The sequence below is a fragment of the Actinopolymorpha pittospori genome (genome assembly GCF_014873875.1).
GTDB classification, from domain to species: Bacteria; Actinomycetota; Actinomycetes; order Propionibacteriales; family Actinopolymorphaceae; genus Actinopolymorpha; species Actinopolymorpha pittospori.
Window position 1 is genome coordinate 6,344,158 of sequence record NZ_JADBEM010000001.1, and the last position, 20,401, is coordinate 6,364,558.

17 protein-coding genes are annotated in these 20,401 nt (G+C 67.8%); 12 read left to right on the forward strand and 5 right to left on the reverse strand.

The features are described from left to right. The first annotated feature begins 3 nt into the window (after positions 1 to 3). Entirely contained in the window at positions 4 to 1,464 is a 1,461-nt protein-coding gene (locus HEB94_RS29640; protein ID WP_192752924.1) for an ABC transporter substrate-binding protein, read from the forward strand. 200 nt (positions 1,465 to 1,664) lie between these two features. On the opposite strand, the gene HEB94_RS29645 is transcribed toward HEB94_RS29640, so the two are convergent. Together HEB94_RS29645 and HEB94_RS29650 are read right to left on the reverse strand one after the other, a co-directional pair. Then, positions 1,665 to 3,233: a sensor histidine kinase gene (locus HEB94_RS29645; protein WP_192752925.1), complete on the reverse strand. Its 1,569-nt coding sequence runs from the start codon at positions 3,231 to 3,233 to the stop codon at positions 1,665 to 1,667. Between the two features lie 194 nt (positions 3,234 to 3,427). Then, complete coding sequence (locus HEB94_RS29650; RefSeq protein ID WP_192752926.1) at positions 3,428 to 4,660, reverse strand: GAF domain-containing sensor histidine kinase; 1,233 nt, start codon at positions 4,658 to 4,660, stop codon at positions 3,428 to 3,430. Positions 4,661 to 5,130: 470 nt separating this feature from the next. On the opposite strand from HEB94_RS29650, the gene HEB94_RS29655 reads away from it, so the two are divergent. From HEB94_RS29655 to HEB94_RS29705, 10 genes are all read left to right on the forward strand, one after another. After that, positions 5,131 to 5,592: a hypothetical protein gene (locus HEB94_RS29655; protein ID WP_192752927.1), complete on the forward strand. Its 462-nt coding sequence runs from the start codon at positions 5,131 to 5,133 to the stop codon at positions 5,590 to 5,592. A gap of 163 nt (positions 5,593 to 5,755) precedes the next feature. After that, complete coding sequence (locus HEB94_RS29660) at positions 5,756 to 6,172, forward strand: hypothetical protein (RefSeq protein ID WP_192752928.1); 417 nt, start codon at positions 5,756 to 5,758, stop codon at positions 6,170 to 6,172. Between the two features lie 56 nt (positions 6,173 to 6,228). Continuing rightward, positions 6,229 to 6,750 carry a GNAT family N-acetyltransferase gene (locus HEB94_RS29665; protein ID WP_192752929.1) on the forward strand — a complete coding sequence of 174 codons (522 nt, stop codon included), beginning with the start codon at positions 6,229 to 6,231 and terminating at the stop codon, positions 6,748 to 6,750. Between the two features lie 291 nt (positions 6,751 to 7,041). Further along, positions 7,042 to 9,624, forward strand: coding sequence for a hypothetical protein (locus tag HEB94_RS29675; protein ID WP_202896630.1), 2,583 nt, complete (start codon positions 7,042 to 7,044; stop codon positions 9,622 to 9,624). An 87-nt stretch (positions 9,625 to 9,711) separates the two neighbouring features. Beyond that, positions 9,712 to 10,776, forward strand: coding sequence for a TolB-like translocation protein (locus HEB94_RS29680; RefSeq protein ID WP_192752931.1), 1,065 nt, complete (start codon positions 9,712 to 9,714; stop codon positions 10,774 to 10,776). A 45-nt stretch (positions 10,777 to 10,821) separates the two neighbouring features. Beyond that, complete coding sequence (locus HEB94_RS29685; RefSeq protein ID WP_192752932.1) at positions 10,822 to 12,750, forward strand: ABC transporter substrate-binding protein; 1,929 nt, start codon at positions 10,822 to 10,824, stop codon at positions 12,748 to 12,750. Positions 12,751 to 12,843: 93 nt separating this feature from the next. After that, positions 12,844 to 13,836 (forward strand): ABC transporter permease, encoded by a 993-nt coding sequence (locus HEB94_RS29690; RefSeq protein ID WP_192752933.1) that lies wholly within the window; start codon positions 12,844 to 12,846, stop codon positions 13,834 to 13,836. Positions 13,837 to 13,854: 18 nt separating this feature from the next. After that, positions 13,855 to 15,027: an ABC transporter permease gene (locus tag HEB94_RS29695; protein ID WP_192752934.1), complete on the forward strand. Its 1,173-nt coding sequence runs from the start codon at positions 13,855 to 13,857 to the stop codon at positions 15,025 to 15,027. 10 nt (positions 15,028 to 15,037) lie between these two features. Next, positions 15,038 to 16,225 carry an ABC transporter ATP-binding protein gene (locus HEB94_RS29700; protein ID WP_192752935.1) on the forward strand — a complete coding sequence of 396 codons (1,188 nt, stop codon included), beginning with the start codon at positions 15,038 to 15,040 and terminating at the stop codon, positions 16,223 to 16,225. Between the two features lie 11 nt (positions 16,226 to 16,236). Then, entirely contained in the window at positions 16,237 to 17,295 is a 1,059-nt protein-coding gene (locus HEB94_RS29705; protein WP_192752936.1) for an ABC transporter ATP-binding protein, read from the forward strand. Positions 17,296 to 17,310: 15 nt separating this feature from the next. Here HEB94_RS29705 and HEB94_RS29710 read toward each other — a convergent pair whose 3' ends face one another. Together HEB94_RS29710 and HEB94_RS29715 are read right to left on the reverse strand one after the other, a co-directional pair. Further along, positions 17,311 to 18,285: a P-loop nucleotide/nucleoside kinase family protein gene (locus HEB94_RS29710; protein WP_192752937.1), complete on the reverse strand. Its 975-nt coding sequence runs from the start codon at positions 18,283 to 18,285 to the stop codon at positions 17,311 to 17,313. A gap of 120 nt (positions 18,286 to 18,405) precedes the next feature. Continuing rightward, positions 18,406 to 18,783, reverse strand: coding sequence for a nuclear transport factor 2 family protein (locus tag HEB94_RS29715; protein WP_337918562.1), 378 nt, complete (start codon positions 18,781 to 18,783; stop codon positions 18,406 to 18,408). A 255-nt stretch (positions 18,784 to 19,038) separates the two neighbouring features. Between HEB94_RS29715 and HEB94_RS49590 the strand changes: the two genes are divergently transcribed. Next, positions 19,039 to 19,188 (forward strand): hypothetical protein, encoded by a 150-nt coding sequence (locus tag HEB94_RS49590; RefSeq protein ID WP_202896632.1) that lies wholly within the window; start codon positions 19,039 to 19,041, stop codon positions 19,186 to 19,188. 35 nt (positions 19,189 to 19,223) lie between these two features. Here HEB94_RS49590 and dgoD read toward each other — a convergent pair whose 3' ends face one another. Next, complete coding sequence (gene dgoD / locus HEB94_RS29725; protein ID WP_192752938.1) at positions 19,224 to 20,372, reverse strand: galactonate dehydratase; 1,149 nt, start codon at positions 20,370 to 20,372, stop codon at positions 19,224 to 19,226. Positions 20,373 to 20,401: the final 29 nt, after the last annotated feature.

Below are 20,401 nucleotides of genomic sequence, written 5' to 3' on the forward strand. Positions count from 1 at the left end.
ACGATGAAAGGAAACACAGTGCTGAAAAATTGGTGGGGAAAGTCCCGCAATCCCCAGGCCAGCACGCTCCGCCGCGGAGCGGGCGCCCTCGCCCTCGTGCTCGCCGCGGCCAGTGTCGCCGCTGGCTGCTCCTCGGCCGCGAGCTCGAGCGACACCAAGAGCGATGACAAGGGTGCCGTGGCCGGAGCCGACGCGCTCAACGGCAAGGGCGAAGTCGACATCAATTTCTGGCACGCGATGGGTGGAACCAACGGCCAGGCGCTGCAGAAGCTGGTCACGGAGTTCAACCAGGACCACCAGGGCAAGATCAAGGTGACCCTCAACTACAAGGGCGCCTACGACACCGCTCTCGCGGCGTACAAGAACGCCTCCGCCCAGCAGCGTCCTGACCTGATGCAGATGTACGACATCGGCACCCGGTACATGATCGACTCGAACTCGATCGTCCCGATGCAGTCGTTCATCGACGCGGATCACTACGACGTCGCCGACATCCAGCCGAACATCGCCGGTTACTACACCGTCGACAACAAGCTGTACTCGATGCCGTTCAACACCTCGATGCCCTTGATGTACATCAACCGGGAGGCGTTCGAGAAGGCCGGGCTCGACCCCGACAAGCCGCCGACGACGCTCGACGAGATCATGGCCGACGCCAAGAAGATCAAGGCAACGTCTGGCGAGACCGTTCAGTACGGATTCGGCGCGTCGCTCTACGGCTGGTTCTTCGAGCAGTGGAACGCGGTCGCGAACCAGACGATCTGTGACGTCGACAACGGCCGGACCGGGCGCGCCAGCAAGGTGCAGCTGGCCTCCGAGGGCAACATCGAGCTGCTGAAGTGGTGGCAGGAGATGGTCAAGCAGGGCTTGGCCGAGAAGCTCGACAGCAACACCGAGAACGGTGACAACGCCTTCAGCTCCGGCACGGTCGCGATGAGCCTGGAGTCGACGGGCTCGCTCGGCCAGTTCACCGAGGGTGCCGCGGCGGCGAAGAACCCGTTCACGGTCGCGACCGGCTTCTTCCCGAAGATCGACCAGGGCGACGCCGGTGGCCCGATCATCGGTGGTGCTTCGCTGTGGGTGACCGACCGGGGCGACTCCACCAAGGAGCGCGCGGCCTGGGAGCTGGTGAAGTTCCTCGCCAGCAAGGAGTCGCAGGTCACGTGGCACACCTCGACGGGCTACTTCCCGATCAGCAAGGGTGCCCTCGACGACCCGACCGACAAGCAGTGGGTGTCGGAGAAGCCGCAGTTCGAGACGGCCATCAAGCAGCTGCAGGCCACGAAGCTGAGCTACGCCACGCAGGGCTGCTCGGTCGGCGAGATGCCCGACATCCGCAAGGACGTCGAGGACGCCATGCAGGCCGCGGTGCTCCAGGGGCAGGACGCCAAGACGGCGTTGACGGATGCCGAGAAGAAGGCCAACGAGCAGATCGCCGACTACAACTCCAAGCTCGGCGGCTGACCCGAGTCAGGGCATTCGCGGCGGGCTCTGGCTCACCGCGACGTGATTGCTGACTGACTGACGCCGGCGCTGGTCGGCGCGAACCCAGGGGTTCGCGCGGCTGGCGCCGGCGTCTTGTCGTCCGCGCACGGACGACTTTGCCGTTCGCGGTGCCCGTCGCGGCCCGTGCGGCATTGCTGTGCGCACTGACGGGGCACGAACTACGCGCTGAGCGGGACCTGCCACTCGATGACAGTGCCGGTGGGGTCCGCGGGTCGGATCGTCGCCCAGCCGCCGAGGCGGGTGGCTCGGGCGCGCAGGTCCGCCGCGATCGAGGTGGCGGGCACGTTCACCCCGGTCCGCTCTGCGCCGTCGTCGCTGACCACGAGCCGGAGCCGTGTCTCGTCCATGTAGACGAGCACCTCGACCATGTCGGGGCGCCCATGGGTGGCCGCGTCACCGAGGGCCTGGCGTACGGCGTGCAGCAGTTCGTGCTGCAGCGGTAGTGGGAGTCGGCGGTCGAGCGGGCCTCGAATCACGAGACGGGGAGTGAAGCCAAGGCCCGATCGGGCGTTGTCCAACTCTTCCAACAGGTGCTCGCTCGCGGGACGGTCGTCGGGCACTCCGTCGTTGCGGAGTTGGAAGATCGCGGTACGGACGCCTCGGGTCGTCTGGTCGATGTCGCCGATGGCCTCGTCGATGCGTTGGCGCACCTCCGGCCGGTTGGACAGTCCGGCGGCGCTCTCCAGGCGAGTGCTGATGGCGAAGAGTCGTTCGATCACGACGTCCCGCAGGTCGCGCCCGATGCGGTCCCGGTCTTCCAGGACGAGGAGCTTGGCCTGGAACTGCTGAATCGCCAGGGCGGCCTGGCCGGCGAACATCCTCACCAGCGCGACCTCGTTGGGGCCGACCCGTTCGGCCGGGTTGCCGCGCAACCACCCAACCGCGAGGACGCCGAGGACATCGCCACCGACCAGAAGGGGTAGGTACATTCCAGGCCCGAGAACGGACAGGTCCTTGGCCACCACGGGCGGGGGATCCCAGTCAGGTTCGCTCGGGAGGTCCTCGCTGACGACACCTTCGCCCGTCTTGATGACGGTAGCCGTGATCCCCTGGGACGGGATCGGTTGACCGTCGACCCGTTCGAGGCCGAGGCCGTTGATCGCCTCCACGCTGACATGTCCCTCGGAGGAGGCGCTGTCCGCGAGCACGATCGCCGCGTAGTCGGCACCAGAGACCTCGCGGATCTGCCGGGTCACCAGTCGGAGGGCGTCGTTGCGGTTGACCTCGCCGAGCAGCACCCGCGTCGTTTCGAGGGCGGCCCGCAGCCACTCGTGTCGGCGGCGTTCGTGGCGGAAGACGTACATCTGCCGAAGCGCGGCGGCCGCGGCGTCCCCGAGTGCCGCGGCGACACTCTCGTCGTCCTCGGTGAAAGCCAGACCCTGGTGCTTGTTGGCCAGCACGAGCGCGCCGTAACACGTGTCGTCGAGGCGCAGTGGCACCCGAAGCAGGCTGGTCACCGGCAGGTGGTAGCGGTGCGGTGGCTGCCCGAGACCTCCGTCGTAGCTGGCGAGATCCGGGATGCGGAGGGGATCGTCGGAGACAGGCAGCTGCCCGTGGAGATCCCTCAGTAATGAGCCGATCTGGGACTCGTCGTCACGTACCTCGTCGGAGGTGACAAGACCAGCGTTGCCACCACAGTCGAGCACGAATGTCGCGTACGTCGCCCCGGTGAGGCTTGCGGCATTCGACGCGATGCGAGCGAGATTGCGTGCGACCGACGGATTCATGTGGTCGGTCGGGCCCGATGATGGCGGCTGAGACAGCGAAGGGCTGGGCCTTGGCCCCGAGTCCGCAGCATTGACCATCTATTGATCGTAACCACGACTCCTCAGGTGTCGAGGTGCACGAGACGAGGCGAATCCACGCGGAACCGGGCGCCAGGGACATGAAGAGTGGGTTAACAACGATCTCCGAAAGGGAGTCAAAGCCTCGTGGGTACGGACCATTCGACGACCGTGTCGGTGGGAGTGGCCGCTGAGATGGTGCAGGTGCCCCCGAGTCGTTCGGCCCGGCCGAGCAGTTGCCGCAGGATGCGTTGGGGACTCGCCTCGGCTCCGCGACGACCGTCGTCCCGCACGGTGAGGGTGACCTGGTCCGCGTTCACGGAGAGGCTCACCTCCACCGAACTGGGCGAGGAGTGGGTGGCCGCGTGGCTGAGTGTCTCGCGGACAGCTCGCACGAGTTCGCGCTGGATGATGGCGGGGAGGGGACTGTCCACCGCGCCGCTGACGACGAGGCGCGGTGTGAAGCCGAGCGTCGCGCTCGCGGCGTCGAGTTCTTCCAGCACCTGGTCGCTGACCGACCGCTCGATGGTGTCACGATTCGGTTGGAGAGCGAAGATCGCGTTTCGGATCTGTTGGGTCATCTCGTCCAGTTCGTCGATAGCGTGGCTCATTGTGCGTTGTACGTCGTATTGCGCCACGATGCTCGCGACACCGTGAAGATGGGTGCCGATGGCGAACAGGCGGTCGATGACGGCATCGCTCAGGTCGCGTGCGACCTGTTCCCGCTCATGGACGAGCTGGCGCCGTGCGTCGAGTTGCTGCAACGCGAGAGCTGCCTGACCGGCGAACATCTCGAACATCGGGACTTCGTTGGCGGCGATGCGTTCATGGGGAGAGCCGCTCTTCCAGCCGATGGTCAGGACGCCGGTCACCTTCTCGGGCGTGACGAGTGGGACGTACATGCCAAGGCCCAGCACCCGCATCGCCTCAGCGAACTCGTCGGCCGGGTTGTATCCCACCTCGAGAGTGATGGACGGACTGACGATGGTGATCGAGTTGTCGATGGCTCGCGCCGACAGGCCGCGCTTGGCGACCGGGCTGCCGAGTACGTGCTCGACGCCAAGGCCCTCGATCGCCTCGATCACCCCGACTCCCTCGGGATAGGTCGGATCGACCGAGCTGATGGCTACGAAGTCGGCGCCGGCGACCTCACGGATCTTCCGAGTCACCACCTGGAGCGCCTCGCGCTGGTTGAGGTCGCCCTGCAGGAGCCGGGTGACCTCGAGGGCCGCCTGTAGCCACTGTTCCCGGCGATAGTGCGGTTCGAAGGGGTCGCCCTCGGTGGATTCGGCCGGGATCTCGGCGCTTTGCCTGTCATTGTCGGAACGGACAGGTCGCCGCCTTTGAGGTTCGTCCTCGTGGGTCGGCATTGTCCGTTGCTTCCTTCCGCGACCGATGGCTGCTCGCCAGCCAACTCGTCATTCCTCGTCATTCGCCGTGAGCGGCGCGCCGGGCAAGGCACGAGTCTGCCCGCGGTCTCCTCCGCCCCTCAAGGGCTGTCTGCCGGTGTGAGCCTTTTGACCCGGATCGCGCCTCGCTGGGCGGCAGAAGAGGGACCCGTGACGTCGCCGTACCAAAGAGGGGCGGCATCCACCCCCTTCCGGGGAGCAGTTTTCGCGAGCGTCGACAGAGAATCGACTCTTCGACAGCAGGAACGCCAACCCTACGGGCAGCGCTGTGTCCGGGGCTGGTGCAGCGTTGGCGGAATGCTGGAGGTTTCATGGGGTCTAAATTCAGATGGCTCGCCGCACTTGTGGCGATTGCGTTCGCGTTGATGTTCAGCACGGGAATGACCTACGGGTCGGTGGCCGGAGCATCAGCGGGGAGCGCCGGCAGCCTGGTGGCCGATCCTGACCAGCCGGACCCGCCGGATCCGCCGGATCAGCCGCAGGACCAGCCCGATCCGCCGGATCAGCCGCAGGACCAACCGGACCCGCCGGATCAGCCGCAGGACCAGCCCGATCCGCCGGATCAGCCGCAGGACCAACCGGACCCGCCGGATCAGCCGCAGGACCAGCCCGATCCGCCGGATCAGCCGCAGGACCAGCCCGATCCGCCGGATCAGCCGCAGGACCAGCCCGATCCGCCGGATCAGCCGCAGGACCAGCCCGATCCGCCGGATCAGCCGCAGGACCAGCCCGATCCGCCGGATCAGCCGCAGGACCAGCCCGATCCGCCGGATCAGCCGCAGGACCAGCCCGATCCGCCGGATCAGCCGCAGGACCAGCCCGATCCGCCGGATCAGCCGCAGGACCAGCAGATGGAGCAGCCTGATCCAGCGCTACCACCGGACACCCCGTAGCCGGGGACACCGCGGCAGCCAGCCACCCGGCTGCCGGCGGCGGCAGAGCGGCCACGCTCGGCGAAGTGCGTGAGCGTGGCTGCTCTGCTTGCCCGCTTCCCGGTGAAGGATTACTCCGTGCGGTTGCCGACTCTCCCGTCGTACGCCCGGATAACCTCGCGTCATGCCGGCCGGCCGTCGCCCCTTTCCACTGGCCCATCTGGTCCCGCCCCTGCTGCGGGACGTCATCCTCGACTTCCACTGGGACCACGAGCAGCTGTGGAAGCTCGACCTGACACCCACCGAGATTCCGGTCGCGGAGCTTGCCTGGCACCTGGAGTTGCCGTTGTGGACTCATGGCGGTCACCCCTTCGTCGTCAGCCCGGCTGAGGTCGCCGCGGATCCGGATCGCTTCCGGGCGCAGTACGCGCGCACCCTCGCCGCCGATCTGAGCCACCCGCTGCACCTGCTGGACCGTCGGGACCGACTCACGATCCTCGACGGCACACACCGGCTCCTCAAGGCTCGGCTGCTCGGCTACGAGACACTGCGCGCGGTGAAGGTGCCGATGGAGCGACTCGACGACATCGCTGTGCGCTGACAGGACGGGGGTGCCGTGGATGTCTGCCGCGTTGGCAGGAGGCAGGATCGCCCCACATGAACCCTCTCCACATCCGTGCACGAGACAACGGTGACCTTCCCGGATGCGTGGCCGCTCTCGCGGAGGTTCATGCCGCCGACGGGTATCCCACCAGGTGGCCGGCCGAGCCGGCCGGGTGGTTGACGCCCACCGACCTGCTCCACGCGTGGACAGCTCACCTGGACGACACCGTTGTCGGGCACGTCGTGATTCGCGGCGTCGCTGACGACTCGATGGCATCGCTACTCGCGGCGTCGGGTGGTGTGCCGCCAGAACGCCTCGCCTCGTTGTCCCGGCTCTTCGTCGTACCGGGCGCACGTCGTCGGGGAGTGGCGTCCGGCCTGATCGGCCGCGCGACTTGCGAGGCGGCAACAGACGGCCTTCGACTCGTACTCGACGTCGTCGACGACGGACGCGGCGCCGCGGTCGCGTTGTACGAGGAGGCGGGGTGGCGGCGCGTGGCGAGCGTCCAGGCTGCCTGGACGATGCCGGACGGCAGGCGCCCGATGGTCTCCTACTACCTGAGCCCGCAGCGCTGAGCCCACCGTTCGCGTGGTCACCGAACGTCGTCCACGTGGTGACCGCTTGTGGACCGTCGAGGTGGGTTCTGCGGTGGAAGAACTGTTCTACGATTCGAAATCTCAGCCTCGGAGCACCGTTCGAAGGTCTCCTGGGATCCAGGAAGCTCCGAAGCGTCGAGGTGTTGTCCTCGGGAAGGCTCGGCGACCCCGAGCTCTGCGACCGGCGGCGACGTGGCGGCCTGCGTTGCCGCCGGTGCGGGCCCACCTGACCGACAGCTTCCACTGACGACCCAGGAACGAGGACCAGACATGAGCACCTCGACCGGCCGTGGCGACTCTCCGACGATCGTCCTCGCGCTCGACCCTTCGGACCCGGTGGTCCGCGAAGCGCCCGTGCGGTGGGCCGCGAGCCAGTTCACCGAGGTCCTGGCGGGCGTGGGGATCACGGTCGAGACCGATGCCCAGAGCCAGGCGGCCCTCACGGTGGTGGTGGGCGGGGGAGCGGGAGAGGCGGGACCAGCCGAGTCCTTCAGTCTCAGCCGTCGAGAGGGTCCGGACGGTCCGGTGCACGTCGAGGGTGTCGACGCCCGCGGCCTGATGTACGGCGTCCTGGAGCTCGCCGACCGGGCACGCTTCGCCGACGATCCCCTAGCCGAGTTACGCGGCACCCAGCCGACGAGTCAGCAACCGGCCACTCCTGTACGCAGCATCCTGCGGACGTTCGTGAGTGACGTCGAGGACAAGCCGTGGTTCTACGACCGGGACTTCTGGGTGGAGTACCTCACCGAGCTGGCCACCAACCGGGTCAACCGCTTCCACCTGGCGCTCGGCATGCAGTACAACTACGGACACCATCCGGCGACGGACAACTACCTCTGCTTCCCGTACCCGTTCCTGCTCGACGTGCCCGGGTACGACGTACGTGCGGGCAACGTGCCCGACGAGGAACGCGAGCGCAACCTCGAGACCCTCCGGTTCATCACCGACGAGGCGAAGCGCCGCGGCGTCGACTTCCAGCTCGGCCTGTGGAACCACGCGTACGACCAGGGCGACGGCTCGATTCCGCACTATCCGATCACCGGCCTCACCCCGGAGACCCACGCGGCGTACTCCGCGGCCGCGCTGGGCATGCTGCTGCGGGAGTGCCCCTCGATCGACGGTCTCACGATGCGTGTGCACTACGAGGGCGGCATTCCGGAGCCGGACCACGAGGTGTACTGGCAGCAGGTGATGAGCGCGGTCGCCGAGGTCGGCCGGCCGATCGAGATCGACATGCACGCCAAGGGCGTGGACGAGGCCCTGCTGGAGATCGCGCGCGGGACCGGGATGCCGGTGAAGGTGGGCGCGAAGTACTGGGCCGAGCACCAGGGCCTGCCCTACCACCAGACCACCATCCGCGACCGGGAGCGCGCCACCAAGGAGGCGGGCACCGGACTGATGGCGATCACCGCGCACCTTCGGCGGTTCACCCGCTACGGCTACGGGGACTTCCTGCGTGAGGGAAGCGACGTGAAGGTGCTTTTCCGGATCTGGCCGGGTACCCAGCGGGTCCTGCTCTGGGGCGACCCGGTTCTCGCGGCGGGCTATGGCCGGCTCGGCACGATCGGCGGCGCCGCCGGCATCGACCTGTGCGAACCGTTGACGTTCAAGGGCCGCAAGGACACCGGTGAGCCGGGTGGACGTGACCCCTATGCGGACCAGGCTCTGCGCCTCGACGGCCAGGAGTGGAAGAAGTACCGCTACACCTACCGGCTGTGGGGACGGCTGCTCTACGACCCGGACGCGGATCCCGCCTCGTGGCGCAGGTTCCTCCGCGCGGAGTACGGCGCGGCGGCAGAGGCGGTCGAGAACGCGCTCGGACCGGCCAGCAGGGTTCTCCCGCTCGTGACGGTGGCGCACGGAATCGGCGCGTCCAACAACGGGTACTGGCCCGAGATCTACCTCAACATGCCGATCGCCGGCGGACCGAACGCCGACCACTACCAGCGTGACACCGCGACCCCGCCCACCTTCGGAGGGGTCAGCGCCTTCGACCCGAGCATGTTCTACCGGGTGGACGAGTACGCCGACGACCTGCTCGCCGGGCACCGTGACGGGCGATACTCACCGCTCGACGTCGCCGACTGGTTGGACGGGCTCGCCGCTGACGCCGAAGGCAACCTGGCCGCCGCCACGGCACAGGTCGCGGACGCCGAGGAGCCGCAGTTCCGACGGCTCGCGGTCGACGTGGCCGCGCAGGCGGGGATCGGGCGGTTCTTCGCCGGCAAGTACCGCGCCGGGCTCGCGTACTCGCTGTATGAACGTACGAAGGACCCGCGTCATCTCGGCGACGCGGTGGAGGCCTACCGCACCGCTCGCGACGCGTGGGTCGGCGTGGTCGAGGTCACGTCGGTCTACCGACCGGACCTGACCTTCGGGGACGCTCGCTCCGAACACGGGCACTGGGCCGACCGGCTGCCGGCGATCGAGGCGGACCTCGCCGACCTCGAGCGGATCCACGAAGCGGCGAAGGCGGAGAACGCGCCGGCCGGGCAGGCTGTCGTGGAGATCTCCCGCGGCGCCCGTCCGAGCTTCGAGCACACCGTCCCCGAGCCCTTCTCCCGCGGGGACGACCAGACGATCACGCTGGAGACCTCGGATCCAGCCTTCGACGGAACGGTGGTCCTTCACTACCGTCACCTCAACCAGGGCGAGGACTTCGAGACGGTCGAGACGAGCCGGAACGGCGCCACCTTCGAGGCGACGGTTCCGGGCTCCTACACAGACTCCGACTTCGCGCTCGTCTACTACTTCACGGTCCACGCCTCCGGTGGAGACGCGTGGATCCTGCCGGGGCTGGAGAAGTCCCTCGCCAGCCAGCCCTATCACGTGCTCCGTCAGCGAGTCCGCTGAGACCGACGCCGGCGCCGGCGCCGGCACGCGACGATCAGGCGCGTGCCGGAGCCGAATCCGAGTCCAGACGGTGAAAGGAAACGGCGTATGCCCAACGAGAAGGCCGATGTCCCGCACGTCCTCGACGACCCGCCGCCCTTTCACCGCAAGCTGCTCGACTACGGCGAGCGGCCCTACTGGTCCGCGGACGGGACCAGGATCGCGTTCATCGAGACGAACTACGGCGACGCCTGCGAGCTCGACGTCGAGACCGGCAAGGTGCGCAACCTGACGCGCGACCTGGGCCAGCACCACTCGTTCCTGCGGGTGCTCTTCCTCTCCAACGGTGACTACCTTCTGATCGGCCCGCGGACGTTCAAGGATCGCGACACGAGCCGGCACGTCGAGTCCGAGCTGTGGGTCATGGACAAGAACGCCAGCCGGCCACCCAAGCCACTCGGCCGGCGCATGTTCGAAGGCGCCGGTGTCTCGACCATCGCGCCCCGGATCACCTACGCCGTGTGCGGTCGCAACGACCCGAGTCTTGGTGACCCGGACGTCTTCGAGTGCCACGTCACCGACATCGCGTACGGCGAGGACGGCCCCGAACTCGGCGCGGACCGGGCGTTCTACCGGACGCGTGGCTCGTTGCGCCCGGAGCCGCAGGACTTCCGGCACGACGACAGCGAGGTCATCTTCGCGGAGTACGTCCGTGGTGGTCCGCCCCATCCTCGTTGTGTGGTGAAGGGTTGTCGCCTCGACACGGGGGAGTTCACCACCTATGTCGACGAGGCGAACGTGCACAACGAGTGCGAGGGGATCTTTCCCGACCACGACTACATCTGCCTGGAATCCTCCTGCGACACGGACTGGCCGATGTACCCGCCGCGTGACCTGTGGAAGCTCAAGCTGGACGGCTCCCAACAACGCGTTCGGATGACGTCGATGCCGGCCGACCACACCTGGAAGGCGACCAACTCCAACGTCAGCCCGGACGGACGCTGGCTCGCCTTCATGGTGGGGCTGCGTGCGGACGAGGCGGGCTTCGGTCGCGGGCTGGGGCTGCTCGACCTCGCGGCCTGGCAGGAGACGCCCGAAGCGCAGAAGTGGGAGACACCCTCCGACCGCGCTCGGGAGAACGCGGCGAAGTTCGTCGGCGCGCCGCTGTCCTGAGAGGAACGCCGGAGCGCCAGCCGGAAGCGAAGAGAGGTGGCCTGCATGAGACGGACGTTCTCACGCAAGGAGTTCATGGCTCTTGGCGCGACACTCGCGGGCGCTGTCGTTCTTCCCGGTTGCAGCGCCCTGAGCATGAAGCCCGCCACGAAGGGGCGGAGCGTCACGGGAGCGAAGGGCAAGGAGGCGCCGATCCTGGAGGAGCGGGTCCGGGCCGGCGACCTCCCGCCCGTCGCCGAGCGACTGCCGAAGAACCCGCTGGTGATCGAGCCCCTGGACAGCACGGGAGTCTACGGCGGCTCGTGGCGTACGGTCCTGGAGAGCACCGACGCCAGTTGGCTGTGGATGACGGTGTGCCACGACCACCTCATCTCCTGGGATCCCACCTGGTCGAAGATCGTCCCCAACGTGGCCGAGTCCTACGAGATCATCGGGGACGGGAAGGAGTACCGCTTCCGGCTGCGGGAGGGCATGCGATGGTCGGACGGTCAACCCTTCAACGCTGACGACCTGGTGTTCTGGTCGGAGAAGATCCTCCGCAACAAGAAGCTGACACCGGTGCTGCCGAAACCGCTGCAGATGGACGACAAGGCGGTCGCGGTCGAGAAGCTGGGCGAGTACGAGGTGAAGTTCGTCTTCGCCGAGCCCAACGCGCTCTTCCTGCAGCAGATCGCCATTCACGGACCGCCGTTTCGGCTGCTGCCTCGGCACTACCTCGAGCAGTTCCACCAGGACTTCAACCCCGACGTCGGTGACGACTGGGACCAGGTGTTCTTGCAGAAGATCGACGAACTGAACAACATCGATCTCCCGGTCCTCACCGGGTGGGTGCCGGCGAACCCGCACGGGGACGGCGACCGCATGGTGTGGGAGCGCAACCCCTACTACTTCAAGGTCGATCCGGACGGCAGCCAGCTGCCCTACATCGACACTGTCGTGTTCACGTTCCGGGTCGAACAGGGCTCGCTGATCCTGCAGGCGGCCAACGGTGACGTCGACATGTACATGCGTTCGGAGGTCACGGTCCCGAAGAACAAGCCCGTGCTCGCCCGGGGACGGGAGTCCGGCAACTACCGCCTGGTCGATGTACGCGACCCGAACCACAACACGATGGGGATCTGCCTGAACCTCACCCACGAGGATCCGGCGAAGCGGCGGATGTACCAGAACAAGGACTTCCGCATCGGCCTGTCGCACGCCATCAACCGGCAGCAGATCATCGACCTCGTCTATCTCACCCAGGGAAAGCCGTGGCAGACCGCGCCGCGGCCAGAGGCACCGTTCTACAAGTCCTCCGACATGGGAGAGCAGTACACGAAGTTCGACATCGAGCTCGCGAAGCAGCATCTGGACAAGGCGGGTTACTCCGATCACGACGGCGACGGCAACCGGCTCGGTTCGGACGGAAAGCCCATCGTCATCTCCGTCCTGACCCAGAGCCGCTACCCCGACATGGTCGACGTCCTGGAGTTCATGAAGGGCACCTGGGCGCAGGTCGGCATCGAGTTGCGCATCGACAACGCCAGTCCCGAGCTCGTGAGCACCCGACTGGACGCGAACAAGTTCGACTGCACCCTCGACCACGGCGAACTCGGCTACATCGACATGGTGAGCGATCCGCGGTGGTTGTTCGCCACGGGCGGCTCCTCCTACGCGCCCCTGTGGTCGCGATGGTACGAGGGTGGCGACCCGCAGGAGGAGCCACCGGAGGCGATGCAGCGCCAGGCCGCGATCTACCGCGAGAAGGTGATCGCCAGCAGTGACGTCGACACGCAGTACGAAGGTATCCGCGAGATCATCGAGATCGCCCGGGACGAGTTCTGGACGATGGGGATCGCACTCCCTGGCGGAGCCTATGCCGTCGTGAGCGACCGGATCAGGAACGTTCCGGGCGACAACGCGATGTGGTTGTCGTTCAAGTGCCCCTACCCGGCTGTGACGAATGTCAGCACCTACTACATCGCCGACGACTGATCCACCGCCCCACCTCCACGTCAAGGAATGGTCACACCTGCTCTGGTGACGTGATGCGGATCGTTTCGGACCGGCCGGAAGGGAGACGAACGGATGCTCGGCTTCATTGTGCGCCGTGTGCTCTACATGGTGCCGACGTTGTTTCTGATCTCCGTCGTCGCGTTCGTCATCATCGCGCTGCCACCTGGTGACTACCTCACCACCATGGTGGCGCAGATGCGAGCGCAGGGAGTGGAGGTGGACGCGGGCCGGCTCGCCGCGTTGGAGGCGAGGTACGGCCTCGGACAACCGGTCTACATGCAGTACCTCAAATGGATCACGGCCATCTTCACCCACTTCGACTTCGGCCAGTCATTCCAGCTGAACCGGCCGGTCGGCGACGTCCTCGCGCAGCGTCTTCCGTTGACGATCGGCATCGCCGCCGCGACCCTCATCTTCACCTGGGCGGTGGCCATCCCGGTCGGGCTGTACTCCGCGGTCCGGCAGTACACCGTCGGCGACTACCTCGCCACCACGATCGGTTTCCTCGGGCTCGCGATCCCCAACTTCCTGATCGCGCTGGTCCTGATGTACGTCGGCTACCGCTACCTCGGCCTCAGCGTCGGCGGGTTGTTCTCACCAGACTTCGCCGACGCCGGATGGAACCTCGGCAAGGTGGTCGACCTGGTCGGTCATATCTGGGTGCCGATCGTCGTCCTGGGCACGGCCGGCACCGCCGGACTGATCCGTATCCTGCGCGCCAACCTGCTCGACGAACTGCGCAAGCCCTACGTCGTCGCGGCGCGGGCCCGTGGCATTCCCGAACGCAAGCTGATCCTCAAGTATCCGTTGCGCATCGCGATGAACCCGTTCATCTCGACGATCGGATGGATTCTGCCCGTCCTCGTGTCGGGCGAGGTGATCGTGGCGCAGGTGCTCTCGCTGCCCACGACCGGGCCGATGCTGCTGAGTTCGCTGCTGAGCCAGGACATGTACCTCGCCGGCTCGGTCATTCTCATCACGAGTGTGCTGACCGTCATCGGCACGCTGCTGTCCGACATCGCGCTGGCGTGGTTGGATCCGCGCGTCCGGCTGCGCAACCACTGAGGGGTCGGGTGCACGAAGATGGCAACGTCAGAGCCGCTGGGACTCGCCCAGACCCCGACGCAGGGCCCTGGGACGGGCGTCTCGGGCAGGGGGACGCGTGGCGAGATCCACTCCGCGAGCCAGTCCCGTCTGGTGTGGCGGGCGTTCCGCAGGCACCGGTTGGCGATGATCGCCGCGGGGGTGACCCTCGTGCTGTACTTCATCGCTCTCTTCGTGGAGTTCCTCGCGCCCTTCTCCGTCGCGAAGTTCGACGAGCGCTATCCCTACGCCCCGCCGCAGCGGCTGCACATCATCGACACCAGCGGCGGAAACTGGGACCTCGGGCTGTACGTCAAGGGCTACAAGAAGTCGCTCGACCCGGAGACACTCGAACTCACCTACACCGTCGATGAGGCGAAGAAGATCCCGGTCCGGCTGTTCGACCGCGGCGAGGAGTACAAGCTGTGGGGACTGATCCCGAGCGACATCCACCTGCTCGGACCGGTCGACAACCGTGAACCCATCTATCTGCTCGGTTCGGACCGCAACGGCCGGGATCTGCTCTCGCGGCTGATCTACGGCACCCGGGTCTCGATGACGATCGGCCTGATCGGTGTGACGATGGCGTTCGTCCTCGGGATCGTGCTCGGCGGGATCTCGGGCTACTTCGGCGGCAAGATCGACACGGTCATCCAGCGGTTGGTGGAGTTCTTCATGTCGATCCCGACCCTGCCGCTGTGGCTCGGGCTCGCGGCCGCCGTACCCGCGGGCTGGGGGCCGTTGCAACGCTACTTCGCTATCACCGTCATCCTGGCCACCTTCGCCTGGACCGACCTCGCGCGGGTCACCCGTGGGCGGTTCATGTCACTGCGCGAGGAGGAGTTCATCTCCTCCGCCCATCTGGACGGAAACCGCCCGCGCCGGCTGATCTTCCGGCACATGCTGCCGTCGTTCACGAGCCACCTGATCGCCTCGCTCACGCTGTCGATTCCCGGGATGATCCTGGCCGAGACCGCGTTGTCGTTCCTCGGCCTCGGTCTCCAGGCGCCCGTGGTGAGCTGGGGTGTGCTCCTGCAGGAGGCACAGAACATCCGGGTGGTGGCCACCGCGCCCTGGCTGATGCTGCCGGGAGTCGCGGTCGTGGTCGCCGTCCTCGCGTTGAACTTCGTCGGCGATGGTCTGCGCGACGCCGCAGACCCGTACAAGCGGTAGGAGACGCGTGATGTCGCAGTCTGATGCGCTGCTCACCATCGAAGGGCTGAAGACCCACTTCTTCCTCGACGAGGGTGTCGTCCGAGCCGTGGACGGGGTCGACCTCCGGCTGCCGCTGGGCAAGACGGTCTGTGTGGTGGGGGAGTCCGGATGCGGCAAGAGCATCACGGCCAGGTCCATCCTCGGCCTGGTGGAGTCGCCCGGTCGGGTCGTGGAGGGCCACATCTGGTGGGGTGCCGGCAACGGAGCGGTCAAGGACGCCGTGGCCAACGACGCCGTGGCCAAGGAGGCGCCGGAGCCGGCACGCCGGGGCGGGACCAGGAAGTCGCCCAGGGGCGGACACCGACGTGTGCAGGAGGCGGCGTCGGAGCCCTCCGGACGGATCGACCTCGCCGGACTCGACGTGCGGGGTGAGAGGTTGCGCGGGATCCGCGGCAACGAGATCTCGATGGTGTTCCAGGAACCCATGGCCTCGCTCTCGCCGATGTACACGGTCGCGAACCAGATGACCGAGGCGATCCGCGTCCACCAACCGATGAGCAAGGAGGAGGCCTACCAACGGGGCATCGAACTCCTCAGCCGGGTGGGGATCCCCAGGCCGGAGCAGACCATGGAGGCCTACCCCTTCCAGCTGTCCGGCGGTATGTGCCAGCGGGTGATGATCGCGATCGCGCTGTCCTGCGAGCCGAGCCTGCTCATAGCGGACGAGCCCACCACCGCCCTCGACGTGACCACCCAGGCACGCATCATCGACCTGCTCGTCGACCTGCAGGCAGACACCGGGATGGCGATGATGTTCATCACCCACGACCTGGGTGTGGTGGCGGAGATCGCCGATGAGGTCGTGGTGATGTATCTCGGCACCGTGGTCGAGCAGGGTGCCGTCGACGACATCTTCCACGACCCGAAGCACCCGTACACCAAGGCGTTGCTGGACTCCATCCCGATGCCCGGGCGAGGTGTCCGGCAGCCGCTTCGCTCGATTCGGGGTCAGGTGCCGCATCCGCTGGACCGCCCGGCCGGCTGTCCGTTCCATCCTCGCTGCGACGAGGCGATCTCGGGCCTGTGCGACAGCGTTCCGCCACCCAGAGTGGTGTTGGGCGAGGACCGCAACGCCCGTTGCGTGCTGTACGAGCCGAACCTGCTGGACGAGCACGCACGGCGACAGGCCGGGAGTGCGGGGGAGGGGCAAGCATGACGGTTGCGGGGATGACCAGCGAACTGGTGCGCGACGAGGAACAGGACACCCTGCTGCGGGTGGAGGACCTCGCGATGCGGTTCCCGATCAGGGGGCGCGGGCTGTTCGCGCGTACCTCGGGGTACGTGCACGCCGTCAACAACGTCAGCCTGAGTGTGCGGCCGGGTGAGGTGCTCGGCCTGGTCGGCGAGTCCGGTTGCGGTAAGACGACGCTCGGTCGGTGCATCGTACGGAGCATCCAGCCCACCGAGGGCCATCTGTACTACCGCGAGGAGGACGGTGGCGTCGTCGATCTCGCACCCATGACCAACCGGGAGTTGCGGCCGTACCAGCAGAAGATCCGGGTGATCTTCCAGGACCCGTTCTCCTCCCTCAACCCCCGGATGACCATCCTGCAGATCGTGGGTGACCCACTCCGGGCGAGTGGCATCGCCCGTGGTTCCGAACTCGAGGACCGCGTGGCCACGATCCTGCGCAAGGTCGGCTTGTCGCCAGGGCACATGCACCGCTACCCGCACGCGTTCTCCGGCGGCGAGCGTCAGCGCGTCAACATCGCCCGTGCACTCATCGCCGAACCCCGCCTGGTGATCGCGGACGAGGCCGTCTCGGCGCTGGACGTGTCGGTGCGCGCCCAGATCCTCAACCTGCTCCGGGAGTTGCAGGAAGAGTTCGACCTCACCTACCTGTTCATCTCACACGACATGTCGGTGGTCGAGAGCCTGTGCAACCGAGTCGCGGTGATGTACCTGGGAAAGATCGTGGAGCTGGCCGAGACCGAGCAGTTGTACCGCGACCCACAACACCCCTACACCGAGGCGCTGCTGTCCGCCGTGCCCCGGCCTGATCCGCGCCTCCGCGGGAGCGGCCGTCGGATCCGGCTGTCGGACAACTTCCCGGACCCGGCCGATCCGCCGAGTGGGTGCTTCTTCCACACCCGCTGCCGGTACGCGGACGAGGATCGATGTGTGCGGGAGCGGCCGGAGCTTCGTGCGGTCGACGGGGAGCACCTCTCGGCCTGCCACCACGCCGAGCGGCTGACGCTCACCAGCAGCTTCGGGCACACCACCTGACGGAGGCGGGGTCGGTCAGGCGTGGAGGTACCTGAGGACCTCGGCCAGGTTGTCCTCGAACGGCAGCAGCGTGTCGACGGTCAGTACGTCGCCTTCCCAGGGCACGAACTCCGCCCGGCGTCGCGACACGTTGCCCCAGTTTCCTCCCTCGTGCCAGCCGGGAATGCCGCGCACCCGCCCCTCGACCCGGGAGCGATGCACCACCGGATCCGAGCAGACGCAGCTGACCACCTTGAAGTCCGCGCCGGCGCGGCGCGCCAGGCTTGCCCAGCGTGCGCGCGACGGTAGGTCCTCCACCGGTGCGTCGAGGATCGCCGACTGACCCAGGCTGAGCTGGCGGAGCGCGAGCGTGGTCAGTTGCTCCGCCCCGATGCCGAGCAGGTCGTCCAGGTGGCGACCGCCGAACGGCGTCAGTGCACCCAGTAGCCAGTCGACGGAGAAGACGGGAACCTGTCGTACGCGGCCCACGGCATCGGCGAGGGTGCTCTTGCCGACTCCGGGCAGGCCGGAGAAGACCACCAGAGCGGCCTTGCCGGCCGCCGGTGCGCGGTCGTGGTCAGCGCCGTCCACGCCGTGGTCAACGCTGTCCAGATCGTGATCGGCGAAGTCCATCGGCAGCCGCGGGGTCAGGCTCGCCGGCACCAGGTCGGACACCCAGACCGAGCTGATCCGGTGGGGCGGGTCGGGTTCGACGCCGCAGCTCAGCACGTGGATCTTCCCGTCGCGGTCGCGCAGGCGCGCCTTGGCTGTGTGGTCGGTGACGTCGACACCCACGACGACGATCGGCGCGTAGGTCCGCGCGGACGCACGGATCGTCCGGACCAGGTTCTGGGCCGGAATCCTGGCCGTGAGCTCGGGTGCGAGGACCACGTCGGCGTCCTCGCCCCACGGTTGGTCCCCGCCGTTCCCGTCACCGCCCGGACCGTCGTCGAACCCGTCGAGCACCCATTCGAGCCGCTCGAGGGCCGGACTCCTGAGTAGGCGTTCCATCGGCATCTCCTGTCGTCGCGGCCGCCCCGTTCAGCCTCGCGGGACGACCGGTGGACCCGCTCCAGACCGCCCCTGTTATACGCCGCGATGCTGGGACACGACGCGCTGCTCGGCAAGGTGTCAGCGCGATCGCCAGACCGGACGCACCTCCACCCGCGAGAAACGCCAGCCCGCCGCGGTCCGGACCGCCTCGAAGCGGTAGCGCTCGCCGATGGTGAGACGGGAGTCGGGCACGTCGGCACGCGGGACCAGTGTGGCGACGAGGTTCGCCCCGACCGTCGCGTTGTCGCCGTCCACCTCGATGAGCACGTTCGTGGTGACGTGCTGGGTGCGCTCGTAGTCGCGGTGGTTGCGAAGGGCCTGGTCGGCCAGTGCGTCCGCCCCTCGCACCGGCCCGGAGGGGAACTCGCCGGTCGCGTCCTCGGTGAAGATCGAGCGCGTGTCGTCGAACCGCTTCTCGTCCAGCCAGCGTCCCTGCAGGCTCACCAGGTCGGCGATCTCCTACCGGTCGCTCAGCTCGCGCAGTTGGCGGTCGAGGTGGGTGATCTCGTCCGCCGAGGGCGCGGTTGCGAAACACGCCGAGCCGGCTCATCACCCAGACGGCCGTGCACGCGCACCGCCTGGTGGCACAGGGCCTGTCCGCCTCCGGTGCGCACCGCTACCACTACGCGCTGCTCGCGGCACTGGAGGAGTTCGGGCCGTCCAGTCAGGCGGCGCAACGTCGTCACGATCACCGCGGCGGGGCGCCGGCAGTTGCGCCGCCTCGACGGGGTGGTGGCCGGGATCCAGGACGACCTGCTGGAGCCACTCTCGGCAGCGGAGCGCACGCAACTCACCCGGCTCCTCTCCCGGGTGCTCGACCACCACGTCGCGAAGCAGGGATTGGAGTCAGGACCGACGTAGGAGTCGGTGCCAGGTCGGTGCCGGTTGGTGCCCGCTCAGAGCTCCGCGAACGAACCGTCAGCGTGCCTCCACGGCGTGATCCGGTAGCGGTGACCCACCTCGCCGGCACGTCGTACGGCGTCCTCGTCGACGTCGATCCCGAGTCCTGGTCGCAGTGGGCGCGCGAGATGCCCGTCGACCATCTCGAAGACCGCGGTGTCCATCAGGTCGCCCAGCAGTTCGCGTCCGCCGGCACGTTCGATGCCCAGGGCCTGTTCCTGGATCAGGAAGTTCGGCGTGGCGAGATCGACCTGCAGGCATGAAGCCAGTGCGAGGGGCCCGAGCGGGCAGTGCGGTGCCAGCAGCGCGCCGAAGGTCTCCGCCAGCACCGCGATCCGGCGTACCTCGGAGATCCCGCCCGCATGGGAGAGGTCGGGCTGGACGACGGCGACGTCGGCCTGCAGGACCGGAAGGAACTCACCCCGGGAGAAGAGGCGCTCCCCGGTCGCGATCGGGACACTGGTGCCGGCCACGATGCCGGGCAGCAGGTGACCGTACTCGGGCAACACCGGTTCTTCGACGAACAACGGGTGATACGGCTCCAGCAGGGGAAGGAGTCGGCGCGCCATCGCGGGGGTGAACCTGCCATGGAAGTCGATCGCGAGGTCGCGTCCGGGGCCGAGCACCTCGCGGACCGCGGCGACCCGCCGCACGAGTAGGTCGGTCGTCTCGGGTGTGTCGATGAGCCCGAGCTGGCTCGGAGCCCCGAGCATCTTCACCGCGGTGAAACCGGCATCCGCGGCGGCGCCCGCCGCCTCGGCGATGTCCGCGGGCTCGGTCCCGGCGATCCATCCGTACATCCGCACCCGCTCGCGGACCGGACCGGCCAGGAGTTCGTGGACGGGGACACCACGCGCCTTGCCGGCGATGTCCCACAGCGCCTGGTCGATCCCCGCCACCGCGCTGGCGAGGACCGGGCCCCCGCGGTAGAAGGCGCCCTTGGTGAGCCGCTGCCAGTTGTCCTCGATCCGGAGCGGATCGGCGCCGTCGAGGAGTTCCGCGAGCTCGTGCACGGCCGCGCGGACCGTCTCCGCCCGACCTTCCAGGACCGGCTCGCCCCAACCCACAAGGCCCTCGTCGGTCTCGACCCGGACGAACAGCCAGCGGGGCGCTACGAGGAAGGTCTCCAACCGGGTGATTCTCATCGACGTCGCGATCCTTTCGAACGGCTGTG